This window comes from Ruegeria sp. AU67 (assembly GCF_900312795.1).
Taxonomy (GTDB): Bacteria; Pseudomonadota; Alphaproteobacteria; order Rhodobacterales; family Rhodobacteraceae; genus Ruegeria; species Ruegeria atlantica.
In genome coordinates this window covers 1-19,630 of the sequence record NZ_OMPH01000001.1, presented here as the reverse complement: position 1 = coordinate 19,630, position 19,630 = coordinate 1, and the positions used below count along the sequence as shown (strand labels likewise).

Sequence of the window (19,630 nt, the reverse complement as noted above, 5' to 3'; positions counted from 1 at the left end):
ATTGATTTGATTTCTGCTCTCTCGCAGGACCTACTGCCCTGAATTCAAGTGTTGCAGTGGAGATCATAATGAAGGCCGAATCTATTCGCATGGGCGTCGACATTGGCGGCACCTTCACGGATGTCGTCCTCGAAAAGGGCGGTGAACAGCACTCCACAAAGGTCCTGACGACCTATGCTGCACCGGAAAACGCCATTATCGACGGCATGCATCAGGTTTGCGCAAAGGCAGGTGTTGAACCATCCGAGATCGAACAGATCATTCACGGCACGACTCTTGCGACCAATGCCCTGATTGAGCGGCGTGGGGCAAAAACCGCATTGATTACAACCGAAGGATTTCGCGATGTGATCGAAATGCGGACAGAAAGCCGGTTTGAGCAATATGACCTGAACCTGAGTTTACCCGACCCGCTGCTACCCCGGCAGATGCGGTTCACGGTTCCGGGTCGGGTGAACGCGAAGGGTGAAATCCTCGTCGATCTTGATCGCGCGGATGTTGAGGCAGTGGTGGACCGGATCGCGGGAGCGGGGTTTGAAAGTGTCGCCGTGGGGCTGATCCATTCGTACCTTAACCCCGTCCATGAGGAATTGGTACGCGAGGTGCTGGCCGAAAAACTACCCGATGTATCTGTGTCGATTTCTTCGGAAGTATCGCCCCAAATGCGGGAATATGAGCGGTTCAATACCGTTGTCGCAAATGCCTATATCATGCCTTTGATGGCCTCGTATCTTGGGCGGCTAGAAGACCGCCTGAGCGGCGAGGGTGTGAGATGCCGAATCTTCCTGATGCATTCAGGAGGCGGGATCATCTCGATCCAGAATGCCGCCGATTTCCCGGTTCGACTAGTGGAAAGTGGTCCTGCGGGGGGCGCAGTTTTCGCGGCGCATATCGCGGCGCGCTACGGCCTCGATAAAGTCCTATCCTTCGACATGGGCGGTACGACGGCCAAGATTTGCCTGATCAAGAACCAGACCCCCAAAACCAGTCGTGTGTTCGAGGTGGCCCGAACTTATCGCTTCAAGAAGGGGTCGGGTATGCCGATCTCGATTCCGGTGATCGACATGGTAGAAATCGGGGCTGGTGGTGGATCATTGGCCCATGTGGATGGCATGCGGCAGATCCGCGTCGGCCCTGAAAGCGCCGGATCGGAGCCGGGGCCTGCTTGTTATGGACGAGGCGGGCAGCGTCCGGGAGTGACCGACGCCGATCTGGTGCTCGGCAAGCTGGACCCAAACAATTTTGCCGGTGGTTCGATCCAGTTGCATCCCGACAATTCCAAAACGGCCCTTGCCGCTCATGTGGGCGACACGCTGGAGATGGACGCGGTTGAGGCTGCCTTTGGCGTGGCTGAAGTGGTTGATGAGAACATGGCCAATGCCGCGCGCGTGCATGCGGTAGAGAATGGTGAGGACCTGAGCGAATACACGATGATCGCGTTTGGCGGAGCAGCCCCGCTGCATGCGGGTCGTCTTTGTGAGAAGTTGGGTGTGGAGCGCCTATTGGTGCCGCCCGGGGCTGGGGTTGGCTCGGCTATCGGCTTTTTGCGTGCGCCGTTCAGCTTCGAGGCCAATCGCTCGGTGTACATGAAGCTCAGCGACTTTGATGGTGAGAAGATCAAGAGCCTGCTCACCGATCTCAAAGCCGAGGCGACAGGGTTCGTGCGTACTTGCGACGAGGTCAGCCCTATCTTGTCAGAGTTCAAAGTGTATATGCGCTACACGGGTCAGGGATGGGAAATCCCCATCGATCTGACGGAAGAACAGGCGATGAATCCGGATGCCGCCGTGTTTGAGGGGCGGTTCGAAGAAGACTACACGAAACTTTTCGGTCGTCCGGTCGCAGGGATGGATATCGAGATCACCGTCTGGTCCGTGAATGCCGCAACGCCGCCTGAAGAGGTGTCCCGAATTTCCGAAACCGGTGGAAGCGCGCTCGTGGCATTGAACGGGACACGGCAGCTTTTTGACGCGGCGAGCACTTCGTATCTCGATGCGCAGGTCATTGACCGAAATTCCATGGAAACGGGCGAAAGGGCTAGTGGCCCCGCCGCAGTGACCGAAGCGGAAACGACGATCATTGTCCCTGCGAGCCGGGATGCCATTCGCCAACCGGACGGTTGTATCGACGTGGTGACGAAAGGAGTAGCGCAATGAGCCAGGACCACTCCAAAGTCTCCTATCAGGTGATGTGGAACCGCCTAATCTCTGTCGTTGAGGAGCAGGCGCAGGCACTCGTTCGGACGGCATTTTCGACATCGGTTCGCGAGGCTGGAGATCTTTCCGCAGGGGTCTATGACACCCATGGCAATATGCTCGCCCAAGCGGTGACCGGCACACCCGGCCATGTGAACGCTATGGCGGATGCGGTTGCGCATTTCATTCGCCGGATCGGGCGGCAGAATATGATTGAGGGCGATGTTTATATCACCAATGACCCGTGGGAGGGAACAGGACACCTGCATGACATCACGATGGTCACGCCGTCGTTCCACAAGGGTTCACTTGTCGGATTCTTCGCCTGCACGGCGCATATTGTAGACATCGGCGGGCGTGGCTTTGGCGCTGATGCGCAAAGCGTCTATGAGGAAGGTCTCTATATTCCGATCATGAAGTTCGCGGACAAAGGTGAAGTTGATGAGACATTGGTGCGGATCATCCGGGGCAATGTCCGCGAGCCCGATCAGTTGATCGGCGACATCTACGCGCTCGCTACCTGTAACGAAATCGGCCACCGTCGCCTGATCGACATGATGGAAGAGTTTGATCTGCACCATCTGGACGGCATTGCAAACTTCATCCTCGAAAACTCCCGTCGCGCGACGCTCGATGCGATAGCAGCTTTGCCGCAAACCTCAGCCATAGGCGAAATGACGATGGACGGGTTCGACGTGCCGATCACGCTGAAGGTCAAAGTCAGCGTCGAAGGGGACCGGATCGTGACCGATTTCACCGGTACATCTGGTCTCGACAAAAAAGGCATCAACTGCCCGCTGGTCTACACCAAGGCCTATGCCTGTTATGCGCTCAAAGTCGCCATTGCGCCCGAGATCCCGAACAACGCTGCCTCGCTTGCCCCGTTCGAAATCACAGCGCCGGAAAACTCCATCGTCAACGCGCTGCACCCCGCACCGGTCGCCCTGCGCCACATCGTGGGGCATTTCGTGCCGGACGCGGTCTATGACGCCTTCGACAAGATCGTGCCGGGCCTCGTGCCCGCTGAAGGCGCAGGGTGCTTGTGCAACTTTCAAGTCAGCCTACGCCCCCGGAGCGATGCGCCCGCACCCTCAGGTGCGCGGCGATCAGAGGTTCTGACATTCAACTCTGGCGGCTCCGGCGCGCGGCCTGAACATGATGGGATGAACGCAACCGCCTTTCCTTCAGGAGTTATGACTATGCCCATTGAGGCCACGGAACACGCAGGCCCCGTCATTATCTGGCGCAAAGAGCTGCGTCCTGACAGTGGCGGCGCGGGAAAGACACGCGGTGGTCTTGGGCAATACATGGAGGTCGGCGCGCAAGAGGGCCACGAGTTTGACATTCAGGCAATGTTCGACCGCGGGACCTATCCTGCACGAGGTCGGCGCGGCGGTCATAACGGTGCGAACACAACAATTGAACGCAGTGACGGTGCGGTAATGCATGTCAAAGGCAAACAATTCGTAACGCATGGAGAACGGGTGATCATGGCTTTCCCAGGCGGAGCTGGCTACGGCGATCCAACTGAGCGGTCCAATGACCTTGTTAAACGCGATCTGGCGCGCGGATACATATCGCCCGAGACAGCGCAACAAGACTACGGTTTGTCGAAAGGCGACATCGCAGCGGTTCAAGCAGCCGTGGCAAAGGGAGAGAACCTATGAACAACCAAAGCCCAACGCAAAAGAGCTACGATATTGTCATCATTGGCGGCGCTATCATGGGTGCCTCCACCGCTTGGTTCTTGTCCGAAAACAAGGATTTCGACGGCTCGGTCCTCGTGGTTGAGCGGGACATGACCTTTGAAGCGTGTTCCACTACCCACACGAATTCCTGCATGCGGCAGCAGTTCTCGACCGAGCTCAACGTTCGGATCAGTCAGTTTGCGGCTGACTTCGTTAAAAACCTTCGCAGCTATATGGGCGGTGACGAACGCGTGCCGGAACTTGGCATTCGGTCGTTTGGCTACATGTATTTTGCGGACAATGAAGGCTTCGCTGATGTGCTGCGTGAAAGCCAACAAGTGCAACTGGCGGCCGGTGCCGCAACCCAGTTGATGACGCCAGACGAGATCGAGGCGGCTTATCCGTTCTACAATGTCGATGACATCGTGCTTGGGTCGATCAACCTTGTGGACGAAGGGTACTGGGACGGGGCGGCGGTCAACGACTGGTGGCGCAGGCAAAGCCGCGAACGCGGGGTTGAGTGGATCCAGAACGAAGTGGTCGCCATGACCCGCAATGCCTCGGGCACCAAAGTGGAAAGCATAACACTCGCCTCGGGCGAGGTTATCTCTTGCGGTCAAGTCGTGAACGCGTCCGGTCCGCGCGCTGATCGCACAGCGAGGATGGCAGGGATCGAGGTGCCGGTTGAACCACGCAAACGTTTCTCGTGGATTTTCAAAGCCGAGCAGCCTCTTGATCAGGACTTGCCGCTAACAATCGACCCGTCGGGTGTGCATGTGCGCGAAAATGGCGGCGGGACGTATCAATGCGGCGGCCATTCCGACTACGACCCTGCCGTCGACTATGACGACTACGTCATGGACCATTCCATGTGGGAAAACCACGTTTGGCCGATCCTCGCGACTCGCATCCCCAAGTTCGAGGCCATCAAAGTACAGTCCGAATGGGGCGGGCACTATGCGATGAACACCTTTGACCACAACGCGATCATGGGGCCACACACCGAGGTGTCAAACTTTATCTTCCTCAATGGCTTCTCTGGCCACGGGCTGCAGCAATCCCCTGCCATGGGGCGCGGCACAGCGGAATGGCTGACTTACGGTGAATACCGCGCGCTCGACATGACCCCGTTCAACTTTGAGCGGATCCCGGCTGGGCGTCCGATCATTGAGAAGGCAGTGATCTGATGCAACTCGCTTCCAACGTGTTCACGCGCGCCCTCGCCTCGGGGGATAAGCAAATCGGCGTTTGGATCAGCCTGTGCAGCAACTTCGCGGCAGAGGTCGTCAGCACCGCAGGCTATGACTGGGCGCTCATCGACATGGAGCACAGCGCCAACGACTATTTCAGCGTTCTTGGTCAGCTTCAAGCCTTCGCCGCATCTTCAACAACGGCTTTGGTTCGCGTCGAATCGAACGACGCCGTGGCGGTCAAACGTTTGCTGGACCTCGGCGCGCCGGGGCTGCTGTTTCCGATGATCCAATCGGTTGAGGAAGCCGAGAGGGCTGTTGCCGCGACGCGCTACCCGCCACGTGGCATCCGCGGCGTATCAGGGGCGACTCGGGCAACAGCCTTTGGCCGGATTTCCAACTATACTGCCCGCGTTGAAGAAGAAACCGCCGTGCTCTTGCAGCTTGAAACGCGTGCCGCTGTAGAACAGGCAGAAGCCATCAGTGCTGTGGACGGTGTAAGTGGGATATTCTTCGGCCCTGCCGATATTGCTGCTGACATTGGCAAGCTGGGCAAACCTCTGGACCCAGAGGTCTGGGCGCTGATCAAACCTGCCGCGCAAAAGCTGATCGCCAAGGGCATGCCGGTTGGCACTTTGGTAACAGACCCTGGCTTTGCCGCAGAGCTCTTGAACGAGGGCTTTACCTTTGTGGCCATCGCGACAGATACAGGGCTTTTGGCGCGGGCTGCAGATGCAGCTTTGGCACAGACCAAAGGCGCGCTGACATGAGCTTTGCCGCGTCCCGCTTAGCACAGGTCAAACCGTCAGCGTCCGCTTGGGTCAGCCAGGCGGCGAAAGAAGCCAAAGCGCGCGGCGAGGACGTCATTGACCTCGGGCTGGGTGAGCCGGATTTCGACACGCCTGGTCACATCAAGGAGGCAGCACATCAAGCCGCCCTTCGCGGCGAAACGAAGTACCCGCCCACCAATGGCACACTGACCATGCGGCAAGCGGTCGTGGATAAGCTGAGGCGCAAGAACAATCTGGATTTTGCCCTAGACGAGGTCATTGTCTCAAACGGTGCCAAGCAGGTGCTTTTCAACGCCTTCATGGCAACCTTGGAGCCGGGCGATGAGGTATTGCTGTGCGCGCCATATTTTGGGCAGTACAAGGACATCGTAACAATCTTGGGCGGAGTGCCCGTGCCGCTGATTTGCCCACAGGAGGCAGGGTTCCGCCTGATGCCTGAGCAACTGTCCAAGGCGATTACGCTCAAGACACGGTGGATTCTGCTGAACCAGCCTTCGAACCCCTCGGGCGCAGTTTATTCGGATGACGAGATCAAAGCTCTTGGGGCTGTGCTTGCTGATCATGAGCGCGTTTTGATCCTGTCTGATGAAATCTATGAACACATTCTCTTTGACGACCGTGTCTTCCGATCCTTCGTAGCACTCTGTCCGGACCTCCAAAACCGCACGCTAACGGTCAACGGCGTCTCTAAAGCCTATGCCATGACCGGTTGGCGCATCGGTTATGGCGCAGGGCCAAAAGACTTGATCGTGGCCATGACGAAAGTGCAAAGTCAGATATCATCCGGAGCCTGCTCCATTGCGCAGGCCGCAGCCGCTGCGGCACTGAATGGACCGCAAGAGGATGTCCGCCGCTTCTGCGCTGCATTCGAACGACGCCGCGACCTCGTGGTGGAGCGCGTTGCGCACATCCCGGGATTAACGCTCGAGGCACCGGGCGGTGCATTCTACGGCCTGATTGGCTGCGCCGACCTCATCGGGGCAAAAACCCCTGATGGCGACACCATCACGGATGACACTGACGTCACGGCCTTTCTTTTGAAAGCGGCACGTGTCGCCGTGCCGGGCAGCGCATACGACCTGTCGCCGTTCTTTCGCATCTCAACCGCCGGCTCAGAAGAGGTTTTGAACACGGCGATGGATCGCATCGCCGCTGCTGTTGCCGACCTTGAAGGAATACACCCATGAAGAAAATCGTCCTCACCGGCGCCGCTGGTCGCCTTGGTTCTTATCTACGGAAGCCCTTGTCGAAGATGTGCGAAGAGTTCGTATCTTCCGACATTGCTGAATGCGTTTCGAATCTTGGTACAAACGAAACCTATGTGAAGGCCGATATCACTGATCTCGATGCTATGGTCGCGTTGTTAGAAGGTGCCAACATGGTCGTGCATTTCGGTGCCGTCGGGGATGAGGCCCCGATGGAGGTACTCTGGGGCCCGAACTTTTATGGCGCCTATACTGTCTGGGAAGCAGCCTACCGCAACAAGCTGCGGCGTGTTGTCTATGCTTCCTCCATCCACGCTGTGGGCATGCACAAGAAAACGGACTTCATTGGCGTCGACGCGCCGCACAAGCCCGACACGTTCTATGGGCTTGCCAAGTGTTTTGCCGAGGACCTTGCAAGCCTCTACTGGGACAAGCGCGGACTGGAATCTGTGTGCATGCGCATCCTGTCCTGCGCACAGCCGACCAATTCGCGCGCTGTGGGAACATGGCTGAGCTATGATGACATGATTCACATGGTCGAACGCGCCATCACCACTCCGATCACAGGGTTTAGCGTCGTTTATGGTGTTTCTAACAACGACCGCGCACCGGTCGACAACGCCAAGGCACAACACCTGGGTTACCGCCCCAAGGACAATGCCGAGCAATTTGCGGCGGAAATCTACGCTGAAGAGGGGCCGCTCGATCCTCACGAACCGGCAAATACACACCACGGAGGCCCGTTTGCCGCCGTTGAATTAGGCAACAGTGGCATGGCCCACCTGAACTTGAACGCAGATGACACGGGGAAGGACTGAACTCATGGACAAAGTAGCTTTGATCACGGCCGGCGGCTCTGGCATGGGCGCGGATTCTGTCCGAGCTTTGGCCGCGGATGGTTTCAAGGTCGGAATTTTGTCGTTGTCCGGCAAGGGCGAGGCGTTGGCGAAGTAGCTCGGTGGCGTTGGCGTCACCGGAACGAACAAGTCTCAAAAAGACCTCCAAAAACTCGTCGACGCAGCGATGAACCATTGGGGCCGGATCGACGTGCTCGTCAACTCGGCGGGTCACGGACCTCGCGCGCCGGTTTTAGAGTTGACGGACGAAGATTGGCACGAATGCATGGAGGTCTACTTCCTTAACGCCGTGCGCCCGTCGCGTCTGGTCACACCGATCATGCAAGTACAGGGCGGTGGTGCGATCATCAACATCTCGACCTTTGCGGCGTTTGAACCAAACCCGGTCTTTCCGACCTCTGGCGTCATGCGCGCTGGCCTTGCCGCCTTTACTAAGCTTTTCGCCGACAAATACGCGGCTGACAACATCCGGATGAACAACGTCCTGCCGGGCTTTATAGACAGCTTGCCAGAGAAAGAAGAGTTCCGCTCCATGATCCCGATGGGTCGGTAAGGCAATTCACTTGGCGAGATCGCCAGCGTTGTGACATTTCTTGCATCAGAAGGCGGAGCGTATATCACTGGTCAGAACATCCGTGTTGACGGCGGCATAACAAGGTCCGTTTGAGGTCGGGTTCTTGGAGGACAGTATCTACACCTGCTAGGCCCTCGTTTGTTAATTTTGAATGTCTGCATAGTAGGCTTTGCTGCTATCGATGCACTTCGCAGCATTCAGTAAGAACGGGCTCAATGCTGTCATTCGCTGCGTTTGCATTAACATCGGCATTGGGCTCGGCGCTGCCGTTCTCTGCGGTAAGCATGATCGGCCGCTCTCAGCCCAATGCGGGCTTGGTCGATCCGGAAGCAGAGAGGCGAGCAGGCATAGGCGCTGGCAACTACCTTGGTCTGATTTACAGGAATTTTTTCAGCAACCGGTACATGAAGGTCGAGTTGATCTAATTGTTATTTTCGGAACGAAAAGCCTGCGGTGACATCCCGGCCCAGGCATGCACAGTTTAGGTAAAATTGGGATCCCAATCATCCACAACCCCTAGTTCTGCTCAAAAAGATAAGGTGAAAATCCACTCTTAAGGGTAAACGCCAATCAGAGAGGCCGCTTCAGGGACTACACAAATCTTGTCCGTGAAGCGGCGTTTTGGTTATTGCCAACTTGCAAAAGTCTTGCGGGCCAGTTCGCTTTCTGGTCGCAGATTTTCAATGCCTCCATAGGGTTCATCAGTCCCAATCTCGCGATGTGGGTATTTTGCAATCATTTTTTGATGCCGTTTGGCCATATCCTGGAAGGACGCTCCGGACCAAAGCGATTGGCCGATGTCAGAATACATCTCGCGCGGATCGCGAAGGATATTGAACACCGGCGCAGCGGCCCCTGGGACACCAGGTGCGGGCATGTGCATCTTGAATTCCTGTTTCACAATCGAACGCAAAACCGGTCCTTCGTAGATATAGACATAATCTCTCCGCGAATTTCCATCCCCCTCAAGAAACAATGCTGTCTGGTCCACGCCGTCGATGATCCGGTCACGCGGGATGAATATAGTTCCGCCAGCGATACGGGCGAAGGTTGTGAATAGATCGGAAACGTGAACGATGTCCCCTGCGTACTTGCCTCCTTCGATTGCAGCTGGCCAGCGTACGAAAGCATCAACACGCACGCCACCTTCGAGGTGTTCCGCTTTGCCGCCCCGGTAAATCAATTCGATCATGCCTGAAGTGGGGGAATACTGCTTAAAGATTCCGTTGTCCGCCATGATCACAACAAGCGTGTTATCCGCAATTCCAAGTTCATCAACTTTGGCCATCAAATCACCGATCCAATCGTCAAGTTGCTCCATTTTATCAGCCATAAAGCCACCGTTGCGGGACCGCTGCTGTTCGCCGTAAGTGAAATTGATTGGGTAAAGCGGCCAGTATTGGAGAAAGAATGGATCATCTTCTCCCGCCAAACGGTCAAGTTGCTCCAAGACCTGAGCCTGATAGGTCTCGTTCATGCGTTCATAGTGCGCCTGTGTCCATTCCTCGCCAGCTTCTATGCCGACCTCCCGTGCGGTCTCTCCGGCCCTGGCTTCGAGGCCAGTTACAAGACCATAAGGTTTGAACCGTTCATCCATTCCGTATTTCCCGGATTGAGTGGATGGATGCCAGCCATTGAGGTTACCTGCATTCGCAGCCTCTGGTGTCATCAGGCTCAGTTGCACTTGCTGATGGACTGGAAAATACGCGACATCAAACCCCTGGTTATGAGCGAATGACTCCTCAATATCACCCTGGTGCCATTTCCCAACATGTGCTGTGTTATAGCCGGATTGATTGAGAATTTCGGCGATGGTAACTTCGTTCTTGGACAACCCTTCACCAACAAGAGCAACTTTCACTTCCTTGACACCCGCGCGAATTGGGTGCCCTCCGGTCAGGAATGCAGTGCGGGTAGGTGTGCAGGAAGGCTCAGTATACATCCGCATCAAAGAAAGGCCTTCTGCGGCGAAATCGTTGATGTTTGGTGTGTCAAATCCGGTGACAAAGTTCATCGCAGGATTGCCCATGAGGCCAAAACTCACGTCATCGATGAGAACGTAGAGAATATTAGGGGGCTTACCATCGTTTCTTTCTCGAACTTCCGCCAGTTTCTTATCGATCTCAATGTCTTGGGCATCCCATTGCTCGCCGTACTGAGCGCGTAGAAAATTGAATTCTCCGTCATGGACGATGGGAGTTTCCTGGGCCGCGATTGATGTGGCAGTAACAATGGATGCAAATAAGGCGGTTCGAAAAATCAAGTTAAAGCTTCCTTTATTGTGTTGGCGGGAAACAATGAGTTTCAATCAAAGTTGGCCGCGTTTTGGGCCTTCTCTAAAACCAGTCAATACCAGTGGGTCACGCTACGGTCTACTTGCGCCATGTAATCGCCATTTGCTGTGCCGCCTACCAAGGTGAGCTAACGGCCGATTACCATATTTTGCAAAGTCCGTTTCCTGCGCATCGCCGACCTTAGTGTGCAAAGAAGCAATTTGTACGTTGTGCTTAAGTTTGCACGATTTGCCCATAAGTTTGCATGCTACATAGAACTCATTGAACAAACAGGCTCTCAGGTTTATCTGCGGTGCCCAAATGCAACTTACTCCCAATAGCTAGCAGACGAGCGCCAAGTGTTTGCTTGGCCATCCCAAGCACTGGCGCTGACGCATGGCGTGGGATTTATTCCGTCGCAATTGGATCCATGGACGTTCGCGAGGACAACGCGGTGAAGCCCAAAATCAACAACAGTCCAGCCTTGATTGAGCAAGGAATGAACCTCCTCTTCTATAAGGAAGTGCGACATGCATCCGCCAGTTCCGCAATAAAGAGATGCGGCGCTTGAACACGCGAAACCAGACTCATTCAGAACCCAGTCGTGTTGTAGATCTCCGTCGAGATCGACCCTTTCAACTGCGCCCCAGGCTATATCAAACTGACCGTCGTTGAACTCAGCGCAGGCTCGTGCCGCCAGATCAACCTTCGCCTGCAAACCGGGCGAAAGTTGCGACACATCAGCCGCAACAGCTGGTGGGGTCCAAACAAGGCCCGAAGCAAGCACAATCCCGGCGACCAAACATTTCATCTGACGCGCTATTTGGAAAGCTGGTTGGCAGGAGGTATCAATTGCACTGATCATACCTGTAGTCCCCATATTCCAGCCAGTTTGCCGAGCCGTCGCTAAAAATCAGAAACTCGGACCTGTCTTCCCCAAGCAGGGCGACGACAAATCCAGCGGGCGGCTCAGAGTTCCCGAAGTAACTGTAGGCCGTCATGGCTCTGATCGACTCGCCGTTAACCGCTACTCGCGCGTCCCACTCCCCCTCCGGCTTTTCCAAAATTACGGGTTCGATCACGCGCTCTATCGCTCCGCCACCACAATAGACGATGCCTTCGGGCGCTTCGTAGGAGGTCTCTTGGCTAACTTCTGAAACGCACGCAGAACGAAGGGACCGAATTGCTGCGCTGGAACCTTTCAAGTCAAAAATTCCGTAGCTGACATCTTGATCAATCATCGACAGGTTAACCGATGCATTGGCCGCAAGCTGATCCAGTACAAAACCATAGTCCTCTTGACTATTGAAACTGACCTCGACGGGATAGTTATCGACGATCTGTACGGCAGCGTTTTCTGCGCCAACCTGGAATGCTCCAACTTCGGTGGCTCCGTTCTTCATGAAACGAATGGAAAGCCCCTGCTTGTCCGCAATGTCCTGGCCGTCCTCATATCCAGCCGGAGCAAAGCGAATACGCTTACACTGAAGTTCCAGCGTCATGTTTCCGGTTTGAATAAATGCATTGGGATTAGGCCCAGAGTTGAACGACCACTCCGCTGATGCTGTGGTCGCCATAACCATCATCAGCGTCCCAGTGGAAATCGTTTTGAAACTCATTTTCTTTCTCCATGGTGTTACGGTTCGCAATGTCATTCAGCCAGAGATTCCGGCCCGTTACCCAGGCAACAAGGTTAGGAAACAGGTGCGCCGTATTCGTTTGCGCCTTCTTGGGAAGGTCGCGTCAGCCACCAGATCATCAGGATGGACAGAACCAACTGAAGAATTGAAACAACAACAATACCGGTCACGCCCAGGACGGCCGCAGGTCCTCGTAATGCGTCGGGGTTTTCCGTCCCTTGCTCCAATACTGAGAAGAACGCCACCCCACCCAGCATAACAAAAAGCGTCGTAATGCTGAGCGCCATCGGCAGCAGCAAATACCAGCCAGGTCGTCCTGTATCATGCAGCCTCCGCCAACCGGCGGCCAGCATAGGTATGAGAACAGCCAGTTGGAAAACAGAGGACAGAACCCGAGATCCCTGCCCTGTTTCAGGGTTGGTCCCGAATATGATCGTATCCAGCACAGCTAAACCAGAACTCACGAGAACCACAAACAAGAAGAACCACCAGTATTCTGAGCGAATAGCCCGACCGGAGAACTGGAAGTATTTCGAGAAACACGTTTTAACGGCTTCACCAAATCCCATTTTTCTATCCTTTCTTAGTTTCTATGCGGCCTCAGAACGCCTCGCCGACCCAAAATATCACATTCGGCCCTTATGGACGCTCCCACTTACCTTTTTGTTTGAAAGCAGAAGCCTATCTGCACGAGAGCGTAGTGAATTTTACGCGCGGAAAAAATGTTGATTTATGAAAAATTAGATTCAAACATGCGAATTCGACACAACTTTATTTTACCTCCGTTGTTGTCGCTGTCGCCCGATTTTTCGGGCCCTTCCGACTGCTGGAGTGAGTGCTGGCGGTCGGAAGGCACTTTACAATGATTGAGCGTTGGGAGGACGCTATGCTTAGAGTAAACGAACTAGCCCTCCCTCCAGAGTTCGCTCTAGCTTTTGCCTGTGACTTCATTCGGCCATCCCACGTTGATGGAGGTCTTGGCAGTCAACGAAATAGTGCTCTGCCCGCCAAGCCCCCCACGGCAAGTTTTGGGAAAGGCCGTCACAGGAACGTTGTGTGTTCTGTCGGCTGCCCAAACGCGAGAGCCTCAAACAAGCGCATCCAAATTCATTAATTTCAACAGACTCAGAGGGAGAAGAAAATGACCAACAAGACGGTGATGATTGCGGGCGCAACTTGTTTCGCACTGCTTGCGGCCTGCGACGATACGAGTACATCAAGCGCGTCCGCCGAGCTCACGCCGGCTCAGCAGGCGTGTTTGCGAGATGTAGCCAACGCGACGAACAATTCGCAAGTTGTGGTGCTCTCATCCGCGTTTAGCGAGGCGGGAACACAGGTCACTGTAGGCGTTGGCGAGGATCGTGCTCCTTGGAATTGCATTGCTTACAGTGATGGCGCGACAGCTGGTATCGAGTTCCTGGGCGACGAAGGGGCATTGTGATCTGTTTGGTGCGCAGCTGAATACGGCTGCGCAGTACCGGCTCGCTCTTCAGAAAACTCGACTTGGCCTGTCGGATACGCCTTTCAAAGCGTAGCTTGGGCATCCGTTTCGGATCATCGGATGCCTCAATAGACCGATCAGGTGTTTTGCAAACAAAGCGAAACCTCTACGAGAAGGAGTCCTCCATGAGTGCTAGATTAGTCCTTCTGCTTGCTGCCGTCGGCCTCGTGCCAATTGCGTTATCATGAATGGCTTGAAGGTATCGAGCGCTTCGCCACGGCGACAATTTAAGAAAAAAATGACTGCGAGAAACAAAGTGGCTGAAACTGCTCTCTGACAGGAAACAGGCGTCCCCGCACACTTTCGCGCAATTCGAGCTTAGCCCAAGGTGTTTCCGGTGATGAAGGTGTACGAACTTTCGACCAGATCGATGACGACATCCAACTCTACTGGTGTGGTCGGAGTATAGATCATGACAAAGCCACTCCATCCGGGACGTTGATTAGCCCAAGGGTGTCCTGGCAACTTTGGGCTCAAAGCGGTCTTGCGGCGGCGCAGCGGAGCAAGCTTGGACTGCGCACCGAAGGTAGCCGTTCCCGGAACGCAAAAAATTCAACGCTTACAGAGGTGTGGATCAATGAGCGGACATTGGGCTGTTCGGAGCGGTCGTTGAACTACAGAGCCCGTTACGACCGCACTGAGCCCTTAGCCGCCGTTCAGTAGACATTGGATTGCTGCAACCGCACACGGATGGTTTGGGCCGGGAGGCTGCCGGTTCCAAAGAACTGTCAGTGTAGCCTGGCACGTACTAGGTAGGCTTCAATTGTGTCACCACCGAGGGCGCGAATGGCCTCCAATCGGTGGAGACCTTCGATCAGCACGAACCTCTTGTTGTCGGCGCGCAATTGGATCGGAGTACTCTGGCCGTTCCTCAATATATCCTTGGCAAGCGTCAGAACTTTGTTTTGATCAAGTGTTTTTGCACGCTTTACAGGTACGTAGATCAATTCGAGCGGGTATGGTCTTTTCACCAGCATAAGCTACCCGTGCAACCTTTCGTGCATTTGGTCCCGTTCGGGTTTCCCTTTGAAAGCGCGCGCTGGTACGTACATCAAAGTACCGAACGAACGGCGTAGTGCAGTTCCTCATGCATGATCCAAGTCGCTGGCTTATCGTCACTTTCGATATGAGAGAGGGCCACGATTTGTGCAGCACTATCATTCTGTTCCGATACGGTTTCGGGAAGATCGAGGTCCAGATACTCCGCGATCAACAGCCCTGCTTTTTTGAAGGCCTTGATGGATGTCTCGCGCGATTTGTAACCAGCAGCCTGAGATAGTTGACCAACAGTCAGGCCTTTCTTCCCAGCGATTGAGAGTGCTCTGAGCATAGTGATCTGAGCCGGTGTAAACCTGACTTGGCGCAAGGCTTCTGTGTATTCCCGTTCGCTGGGAACAAGCGTGCCAGAATTTCCTTCCAAACGACGTTGATCGCAGCGCTTCTTATCACGTTCTTCAAGAATTTCTTTCAACGCCTCAATAGCCATTGCCGGAGTCTCACCAATAGCGTCGGCAATCATGGCTTGTGTCTTAGCAGGTGGCTTGGGGAACGCCCGCGCAACGCTGTTGCCGCTCAAAATACCCGCTTTTATTAAGTACCTTCCGAACTCTTCTTCAATAACTCCAGATACGTCAGCATTTCGCGATTTTCGAACACTTCGGTCCTGAAATTCTCGCTGTTCCCGACCAAGAACTGACGCTTTTGCGTTTTGAAGACTGACTTGAGGGGCTCTATTGCGCATCAGAGGAACACCACCACAACAACCGCCGCTACGAGCACCACTGACGCGATAAATAATTTGATTCCGTAAGTTAGGCGGCGAGCCCTTTCGGCTTTGAGCTTTTTGCCCAGTTTTTCGTCAATCGAATCTAGAGTCACAGTTTGATCCTTCCGGCTCTTTCGTGGCGGCGGCGGCTTACAACAGCCTAATGTCGCGACAATTTTTCAACGCATTTGTCGTTCTGGCGATTGAAGGGTTGATTGCATTCCCAACTATCGCCTCGTCGGTTTATATGAGCGTTTGATGGGACGATGATTGCCATGCATTTGCCTTTGATTGTGCGGAAACCACGCTCGCATTTCCATCCGGCATAGGTGTCAGATGTGAGGTATGCGTGATCAGGAATGGCCACAGGTTCGCAGCCACTTTCTGAAGCAATGAAACCTCTCAGGCATACCCAACCATCTACGCTGTTCTTTTCGGTCAGGCGACCGTTCAGAGGGACTTCGATAGCAACACAGTTCCGGCCCTCTTTGCGAAATCCCCAGTTGCAATGTATTTCTTGCACACCAAATCGGGTATCAACGAACCCGTTTTCCGGTGCAATCACTTCCTCACACTCTTCACCAATACGTCGAAACAATCGATTGCAGGTCCACCGATCTCCCGTTGACGCGAGGAAGGCATTTTCAGGAATTGCTATTTCCTCACAAATATCCCCAATACGCTGGAATCCGTGATTGCATTCCCAGCCACGTCCATAGGAACTGCCTGTCAAATATGTGTTTTCAGGCGCTACCTGAGCTGAGAGCTTCGTTCCCGAAATCAACACGATTAATGTCAAGATCAAACACGAAATATCGCGCATATATATGATTGAAGTCTGGTTAGTGTGGTGTCTGGGGCCGGACCTATCGGGCATCAGACACGCAGTTGATGAGCCATATATTGTTCATGTACCGCCTGCTTTCATGTGTCGTTCGCCATCTGACAAATATCAGGAAACAATTGCAAAAGTTTGCGAGTAACGAGTTCGTTCCGAGCACCCTAGCGGAACCCGTTCCTAAGCTGGGGCACATGCTACAGGTTTTAGGAAGGCGGTTGGATCATCGAAGTCGGCAGCATTGCGACGACGAATAAATTTCTCCAACACATTCTTGTGGTTCTTATCAGGCATAGAGTCAAGGAAGTATCCTTTGTCGCTAAGTCCACTTTATGCGCAAAAGCATGCGCAGATTGATGCCTAGGCTGTAGAAGTGGCGAGCGACGGCTTACCAGACAAGCGGATCCAAAGGCTGCTTTGATTAACCAGTGCTTTGATATGTAGATCACCTTTTAGAATCACAAGTTAAGGGGATTGCGGGCGCTGAGCGAAAGTCCGTGGCAATCGCCAATAGCATCCAAAAAAAACTCACTCCAGCCTAGAGAAACTGTGAAGAAGCACTTACTCCGTTTCACATTTTCGATGTGTCGAGGCGCCGCATAACGACGCCCCGGCCATTTGCGTCAGTTGCCGGTTGGCAGGCTCAAATTGAAGCCGTCCTTTTTCAACTGGTCGCGCACCGTCGTGAAGCGGTGGTACTCGCTGAGTGTAATTGGGCCGGAGTAGGATTCGCTCTGCACCGGACGTGGGGGATAGTCGATGTAGGTTTTCACAACCCGCTCAACCTCGCCCATCAGTGTCGGCATCGTCCAAGTGTTCTCACGCCCGGTGGTCATGAAGATGTCGTAGCGCTCCATCGGGTCTTCCCAAAGGTTGAACACCTGCGGAACGGTAGCAACGTACATTTCGGCCCCGCGCCATCCCAATTCGGCAGCAGGAGCTTCGGATCCAGCACGCGCACCGTTGTCGCCGCGCATGTTGAAGACGGCCTTCCATTCATTGACGCGCACCGCGCCCGGAGTGAGTTCATTTTCGGTAAAATACGCCCAGGTGTTGCGCTGTGGGTCGGCCTCACCAAACAGGACCGGAGCCATATCAATGCTGTCAAAAATCGTCGGCTGCCCTTCCCGGTCTTCGGTCGGCAACGGAACGCCGGCGAGGTTGGCAAAGGTGGCCATCAGATCGGTGCCGCCGGTGATGTCGCTCGACTTCGTGTTCGGCTCGATCTTACCGGTCCACTTTGCGAAGAAAGGTACGCGGTATGCCCCTTCACGGTCAGTCCCTTTGGTGCCACGAAACGGTGTCATGCCGGCATCAGGATGCACATCCTGCCATGCGCCATTATCAACAGTGTAAATGATCAGGGTATTTTCCCCAATTCCGAGATCTTCCACCTTGTCGAGGATCTGACCAGTGTGGAAATCAAGCTCTACCACCTTGTCGCCATACTTGTTCTTTACCGCCGACTTGCCCACAAAATCAGGCGACGGCAGGTTAGGCTGGTGGTTCGCAGCCCAGTTGATAGACATGAAGAATGGCTGGTCCAGGCCAGCAAGACGCTCCAGTTCTGCCACCGCCTTTTCCGCACCAACCTTGTCCAGCGCGGCCAAATCAGCAGTCGTCATGTCTTCGATAGTCAGCACTTCCTTGGCAGGATCTCCGGCCACGCCTTCAAAAACGCCGGTGGTGTTCTCTTTGTAAAATGCTCTCTGATCATCGGACATCTGCACATTCCAGTCGTCCAGCGCATAGGTGTACGCATTCAGGTGATAGAGAAATGTGTTTTCCATCTTGTCGTAGCCATGGGCTGTCGGCATGGCATAATCTGCTTCCCCGAGGTGCCATTTTCCCATGAAGTAAGTGTTGTAATCAGCCTGCTTCAAAACAGACGCAATCGTCCATTCTGCCGCCGGTAGTCCACCACCCTGACCCTGAAAAGCAACCGTCGTCATGCCCGAGCGGTTCGGGAAACGCCCGGTCTGCATCGCGGCACGCCCCGGCGTGCAAGAGGATTGAGCGTAGAAATCTGTGAACATCATCCCTTGCTTGGCCATTTGATCAAGATTGGGCGTGTCCATGCCGCGAGCGGCGCCCCCATGATAGGCACCAAGGTCCCAATACCCAGTATCGTCAGAAACGATCATAATGATGTTGGGCTTGCTGCCATAGGTCGACAAAGACGTCGGATCGAAATCCTGAGCCGTCGCGGAGATCGCGAAAGTACAAAAGAAAGCAGCCAATGGCGTGGCAACTTGGTGAGGTTTAATCATGTTTATCTCCTACTCCGGGTAAAAAGTATTAAAGTTTTGAAACTGCGCGTTTCTAAAGGTTTTGATACAGTGCAGAACTGAACACACTACGACCTATTCCGAATGGCCTCATATACTTTTGGATACATCGGCCTCTCGGGGCGCCGTTTAATCACACCGAACAACTAGTCGATAGGACACTAAACTTTGGATGATCCTTGCGATCATCCTCGGTAATCTCTGTCGTCGTTTTTAAGTCTAAATCAACGTTTCACTTTTTTGAGTGATTTAACCCACGAATAGCGCTTGCTTTACCCGCATTAAAGTTTGACCGCCTCATGTTCAACGAAGGTTGTCAGTGGAAAGCGGCAGAGAACCAACAACTCACATGAAATTATTGCGATTCATCTATTTGTCAAAGTTTCGTCGTGTACAAATCCGCCCCGGAAGTCTTCGTCCTGATAGATCAAAGGCCAATCATGCACTAACTTTCAATTTGGACCACTAAAATTGGGCGGCTTAGTTCGACCAACGCGCTAGAAGCGGCCGTAATCGCGAATTGGGTTGGGCGCACCCAGAGCAGGCCATCGCTTTAGACCGTGGGCAACTTTGCGTAGGCTCCAGACTCATTGATTTACAGCCAGAATAGGACGGTAGCCGCGAGAGCGATGGCCGACAGGAAGACCTTTGGGGATCTATCATAGCGGGTAGCGACACGCCGCCAGTCCTTGAGGCGCCCGAACATAATCTCGATCCTGTTGCGTCGTTTGTAGCGACGCTTGTCGTACCGGAGAGGTTTGTCGCGTGACTTCCGACCTGGGATGCAGGGCTTTATTCCCTTGTCTATCAGGGCTTCGCGAAACC

Annotated in this window: 17 protein-coding genes and 1 pseudogene; 9 read left to right on the top strand and 9 right to left on the bottom strand. The window is 54.3% G+C overall.

Going from position 1 to position 19,630, the window contains the following annotated elements; genetic code table 11:
- The first annotated feature begins 68 nt into the window (after nucleotides 1–68).
- The 8 genes and pseudogenes from DK510_RS00095 to DK510_RS00060 all read left to right on the top strand — a co-directional run bounded on the left by DK510_RS00095 (nucleotide 69) and on the right by DK510_RS00060 (nucleotide 8,925).
- Nucleotides 69–2,156 carry a hydantoinase/oxoprolinase family protein gene (locus DK510_RS00095; protein WP_109310382.1) on the top strand — a complete coding sequence of 696 codons (2,088 nt, stop codon included), beginning with the start codon at nucleotides 69–71 and terminating at the stop codon, nucleotides 2,154–2,156.
- Complete coding sequence (locus DK510_RS00090) at nucleotides 2,153–3,862, top strand: hydantoinase B/oxoprolinase family protein (RefSeq protein WP_109310381.1); 1,710 nt, start codon at nucleotides 2,153–2,155, stop codon at nucleotides 3,860–3,862. The genes DK510_RS00095 and DK510_RS00090 overlap by 4 nt, the downstream gene beginning before the upstream one ends.
- Nucleotides 3,859–5,070 (top strand): FAD-binding oxidoreductase, encoded by a 1,212-nt coding sequence (locus DK510_RS00085; protein WP_109310380.1) that lies wholly within the window; start codon nucleotides 3,859–3,861, stop codon nucleotides 5,068–5,070. The genes DK510_RS00090 and DK510_RS00085 overlap by 4 nt, the downstream gene beginning before the upstream one ends.
- Nucleotides 5,070–5,843: an HpcH/HpaI aldolase/citrate lyase family protein gene (locus tag DK510_RS00080; RefSeq protein WP_109310379.1), complete on the top strand. Its 774-nt coding sequence runs from the start codon at nucleotides 5,070–5,072 to the stop codon at nucleotides 5,841–5,843. The genes DK510_RS00085 and DK510_RS00080 overlap by 1 nt, the downstream gene beginning before the upstream one ends.
- Nucleotides 5,840–7,051 (top strand): pyridoxal phosphate-dependent aminotransferase, encoded by a 1,212-nt coding sequence (locus DK510_RS00075; protein ID WP_109310378.1) that lies wholly within the window; start codon nucleotides 5,840–5,842, stop codon nucleotides 7,049–7,051. The genes DK510_RS00080 and DK510_RS00075 overlap by 4 nt, the downstream gene beginning before the upstream one ends.
- Entirely contained in the window at nucleotides 7,048–7,887 is an 840-nt protein-coding gene (locus tag DK510_RS00070) for an NAD(P)-dependent oxidoreductase (RefSeq protein ID WP_109310377.1), read from the top strand. The genes DK510_RS00075 and DK510_RS00070 overlap by 4 nt, the downstream gene beginning before the upstream one ends.
- A 4-nt stretch (nucleotides 7,888–7,891) precedes the next feature.
- Nucleotides 7,892–8,593 (top strand): annotated as a pseudogene (locus DK510_RS00065) (SDR family oxidoreductase).
- 122 nt (nucleotides 8,594–8,715) lie between these two features.
- A complete protein-coding gene (locus DK510_RS00060) occupies nucleotides 8,716–8,925 on the top strand; it encodes a hypothetical protein (RefSeq protein ID WP_109310376.1) in 210 nt (69 codons plus the stop codon).
- Between the two features lie 200 nt (nucleotides 8,926–9,125).
- Here DK510_RS00060 and DK510_RS00055 read toward each other — a convergent pair whose 3' ends face one another.
- The 4 genes from DK510_RS00055 to DK510_RS00040 all read right to left on the bottom strand — a co-directional run bounded on the left by DK510_RS00055 (nucleotide 9,126) and on the right by DK510_RS00040 (nucleotide 12,982).
- On the bottom strand, nucleotides 9,126–10,808 hold the full coding sequence (locus DK510_RS00055; protein ID WP_234998825.1) for a sulfatase-like hydrolase/transferase: 1,683 nt from the start codon (nucleotides 10,806–10,808) through the stop codon (nucleotides 9,126–9,128).
- Nucleotides 10,809–11,101: 293 nt separating this feature from the next.
- Entirely contained in the window at nucleotides 11,102–11,638 is a 537-nt protein-coding gene (locus DK510_RS00050; protein ID WP_109310375.1) for a hypothetical protein, read from the bottom strand.
- Nucleotides 11,622–12,392, bottom strand: coding sequence for a hypothetical protein (locus DK510_RS00045; RefSeq protein ID WP_109310374.1), 771 nt, complete (start codon nucleotides 12,390–12,392; stop codon nucleotides 11,622–11,624). The genes DK510_RS00050 and DK510_RS00045 overlap by 17 nt, the downstream gene beginning before the upstream one ends.
- A 74-nt stretch (nucleotides 12,393–12,466) precedes the next feature.
- Nucleotides 12,467–12,982 (bottom strand): DUF805 domain-containing protein, encoded by a 516-nt coding sequence (locus DK510_RS00040; RefSeq protein ID WP_109310373.1) that lies wholly within the window; start codon nucleotides 12,980–12,982, stop codon nucleotides 12,467–12,469.
- Nucleotides 12,983–13,554: 572 nt separating this feature from the next.
- Between DK510_RS00040 and DK510_RS00035 the strand changes: the two genes are divergently transcribed.
- On the top strand, nucleotides 13,555–13,854 hold the full coding sequence (locus DK510_RS00035) for a hypothetical protein (RefSeq protein WP_109310372.1): 300 nt from the start codon (nucleotides 13,555–13,557) through the stop codon (nucleotides 13,852–13,854).
- Between the two features lie 788 nt (nucleotides 13,855–14,642).
- Here the strand turns inward: DK510_RS00035 and DK510_RS00025 are convergent.
- The 5 genes from DK510_RS00025 to DK510_RS00005 all read right to left on the bottom strand — a co-directional run.
- Nucleotides 14,643–14,891, bottom strand: coding sequence for a ParB N-terminal domain-containing protein (locus DK510_RS00025; RefSeq protein ID WP_109310371.1), 249 nt, complete (start codon nucleotides 14,889–14,891; stop codon nucleotides 14,643–14,645).
- 74 nt (nucleotides 14,892–14,965) lie between these two features.
- Nucleotides 14,966–15,655 (bottom strand): hypothetical protein, encoded by a 690-nt coding sequence (locus DK510_RS00020; RefSeq protein ID WP_160116404.1) that lies wholly within the window; start codon nucleotides 15,653–15,655, stop codon nucleotides 14,966–14,968.
- Nucleotides 15,656–15,839: 184 nt separating this feature from the next.
- Nucleotides 15,840–16,502: a hypothetical protein gene (locus DK510_RS22690; protein WP_160116403.1), complete on the bottom strand. Its 663-nt coding sequence runs from the start codon at nucleotides 16,500–16,502 to the stop codon at nucleotides 15,840–15,842.
- 638 nt (nucleotides 16,503–17,140) lie between these two features.
- Nucleotides 17,141–18,787, bottom strand: coding sequence for an arylsulfatase (locus DK510_RS00010; protein ID WP_109310368.1), 1,647 nt, complete (start codon nucleotides 18,785–18,787; stop codon nucleotides 17,141–17,143).
- A 613-nt stretch (nucleotides 18,788–19,400) separates the two neighbouring features.
- On the bottom strand, nucleotides 19,401–19,630 hold a 230-nt coding region (locus tag DK510_RS00005; protein ID WP_160116402.1), incomplete at its 5' end, for a transposase.

What these genes read in the sequence shown, in the direction of transcription:
- DK510_RS00095 (WP_109310382.1), top strand. Translation starts at nt 69, where the DNA reads ATGAAGGCCGAATCTATTCGCATGGGCGTCGACATTGGCGGCACCTTC.
- DK510_RS00090 (WP_109310381.1), top strand. Translation starts at nt 2,153, where the DNA reads ATGAGCCAGGACCACTCCAAAGTCTCCTATCAGGTGATGTGGAACCGC.
- DK510_RS00085 (WP_109310380.1), top strand. Translation starts at nt 3,859, where the DNA reads ATGAACAACCAAAGCCCAACGCAAAAGAGCTACGATATTGTCATCATT.
- DK510_RS00080 (WP_109310379.1), top strand. Translation starts at nt 5,070, where the DNA reads ATGCAACTCGCTTCCAACGTGTTCACGCGCGCCCTCGCCTCGGGGGAT.
- DK510_RS00075 (WP_109310378.1), top strand. Translation starts at nt 5,840, where the DNA reads ATGAGCTTTGCCGCGTCCCGCTTAGCACAGGTCAAACCGTCAGCGTCC.
- DK510_RS00070 (WP_109310377.1), top strand. Translation starts at nt 7,048, where the DNA reads ATGAAGAAAATCGTCCTCACCGGCGCCGCTGGTCGCCTTGGTTCTTAT.
- DK510_RS00060 (WP_109310376.1), top strand. Translation starts at nt 8,716, where the DNA reads ATGCTGTCATTCGCTGCGTTTGCATTAACATCGGCATTGGGCTCGGCG.
- DK510_RS00050 (WP_109310375.1), bottom strand. Translation starts at nt 11,638, where the DNA reads ATGATCAGTGCAATTGATACCTCCTGCCAACCAGCTTTCCAAATAGCG.
- DK510_RS00045 (WP_109310374.1), bottom strand. Translation starts at nt 12,392, where the DNA reads ATGAGTTTCAAAACGATTTCCACTGGGACGCTGATGATGGTTATGGCG.
- DK510_RS00040 (WP_109310373.1), bottom strand. Translation starts at nt 12,982, where the DNA reads ATGGGATTTGGTGAAGCCGTTAAAACGTGTTTCTCGAAATACTTCCAG.
- DK510_RS00035 (WP_109310372.1), top strand. Translation starts at nt 13,555, where the DNA reads ATGACCAACAAGACGGTGATGATTGCGGGCGCAACTTGTTTCGCACTG.
- DK510_RS00025 (WP_109310371.1), bottom strand. Translation starts at nt 14,891, where the DNA reads ATGCTGGTGAAAAGACCATACCCGCTCGAATTGATCTACGTACCTGTA.
- DK510_RS00020 (WP_160116404.1), bottom strand. Translation starts at nt 15,655, where the DNA reads ATGCGCAATAGAGCCCCTCAAGTCAGTCTTCAAAACGCAAAAGCGTCA.
- DK510_RS22690 (WP_160116403.1), bottom strand. Translation starts at nt 16,502, where the DNA reads ATGCGCGATATTTCGTGTTTGATCTTGACATTAATCGTGTTGATTTCG.
- DK510_RS00010 (WP_109310368.1), bottom strand. Translation starts at nt 18,787, where the DNA reads ATGATTAAACCTCACCAAGTTGCCACGCCATTGGCTGCTTTCTTTTGT.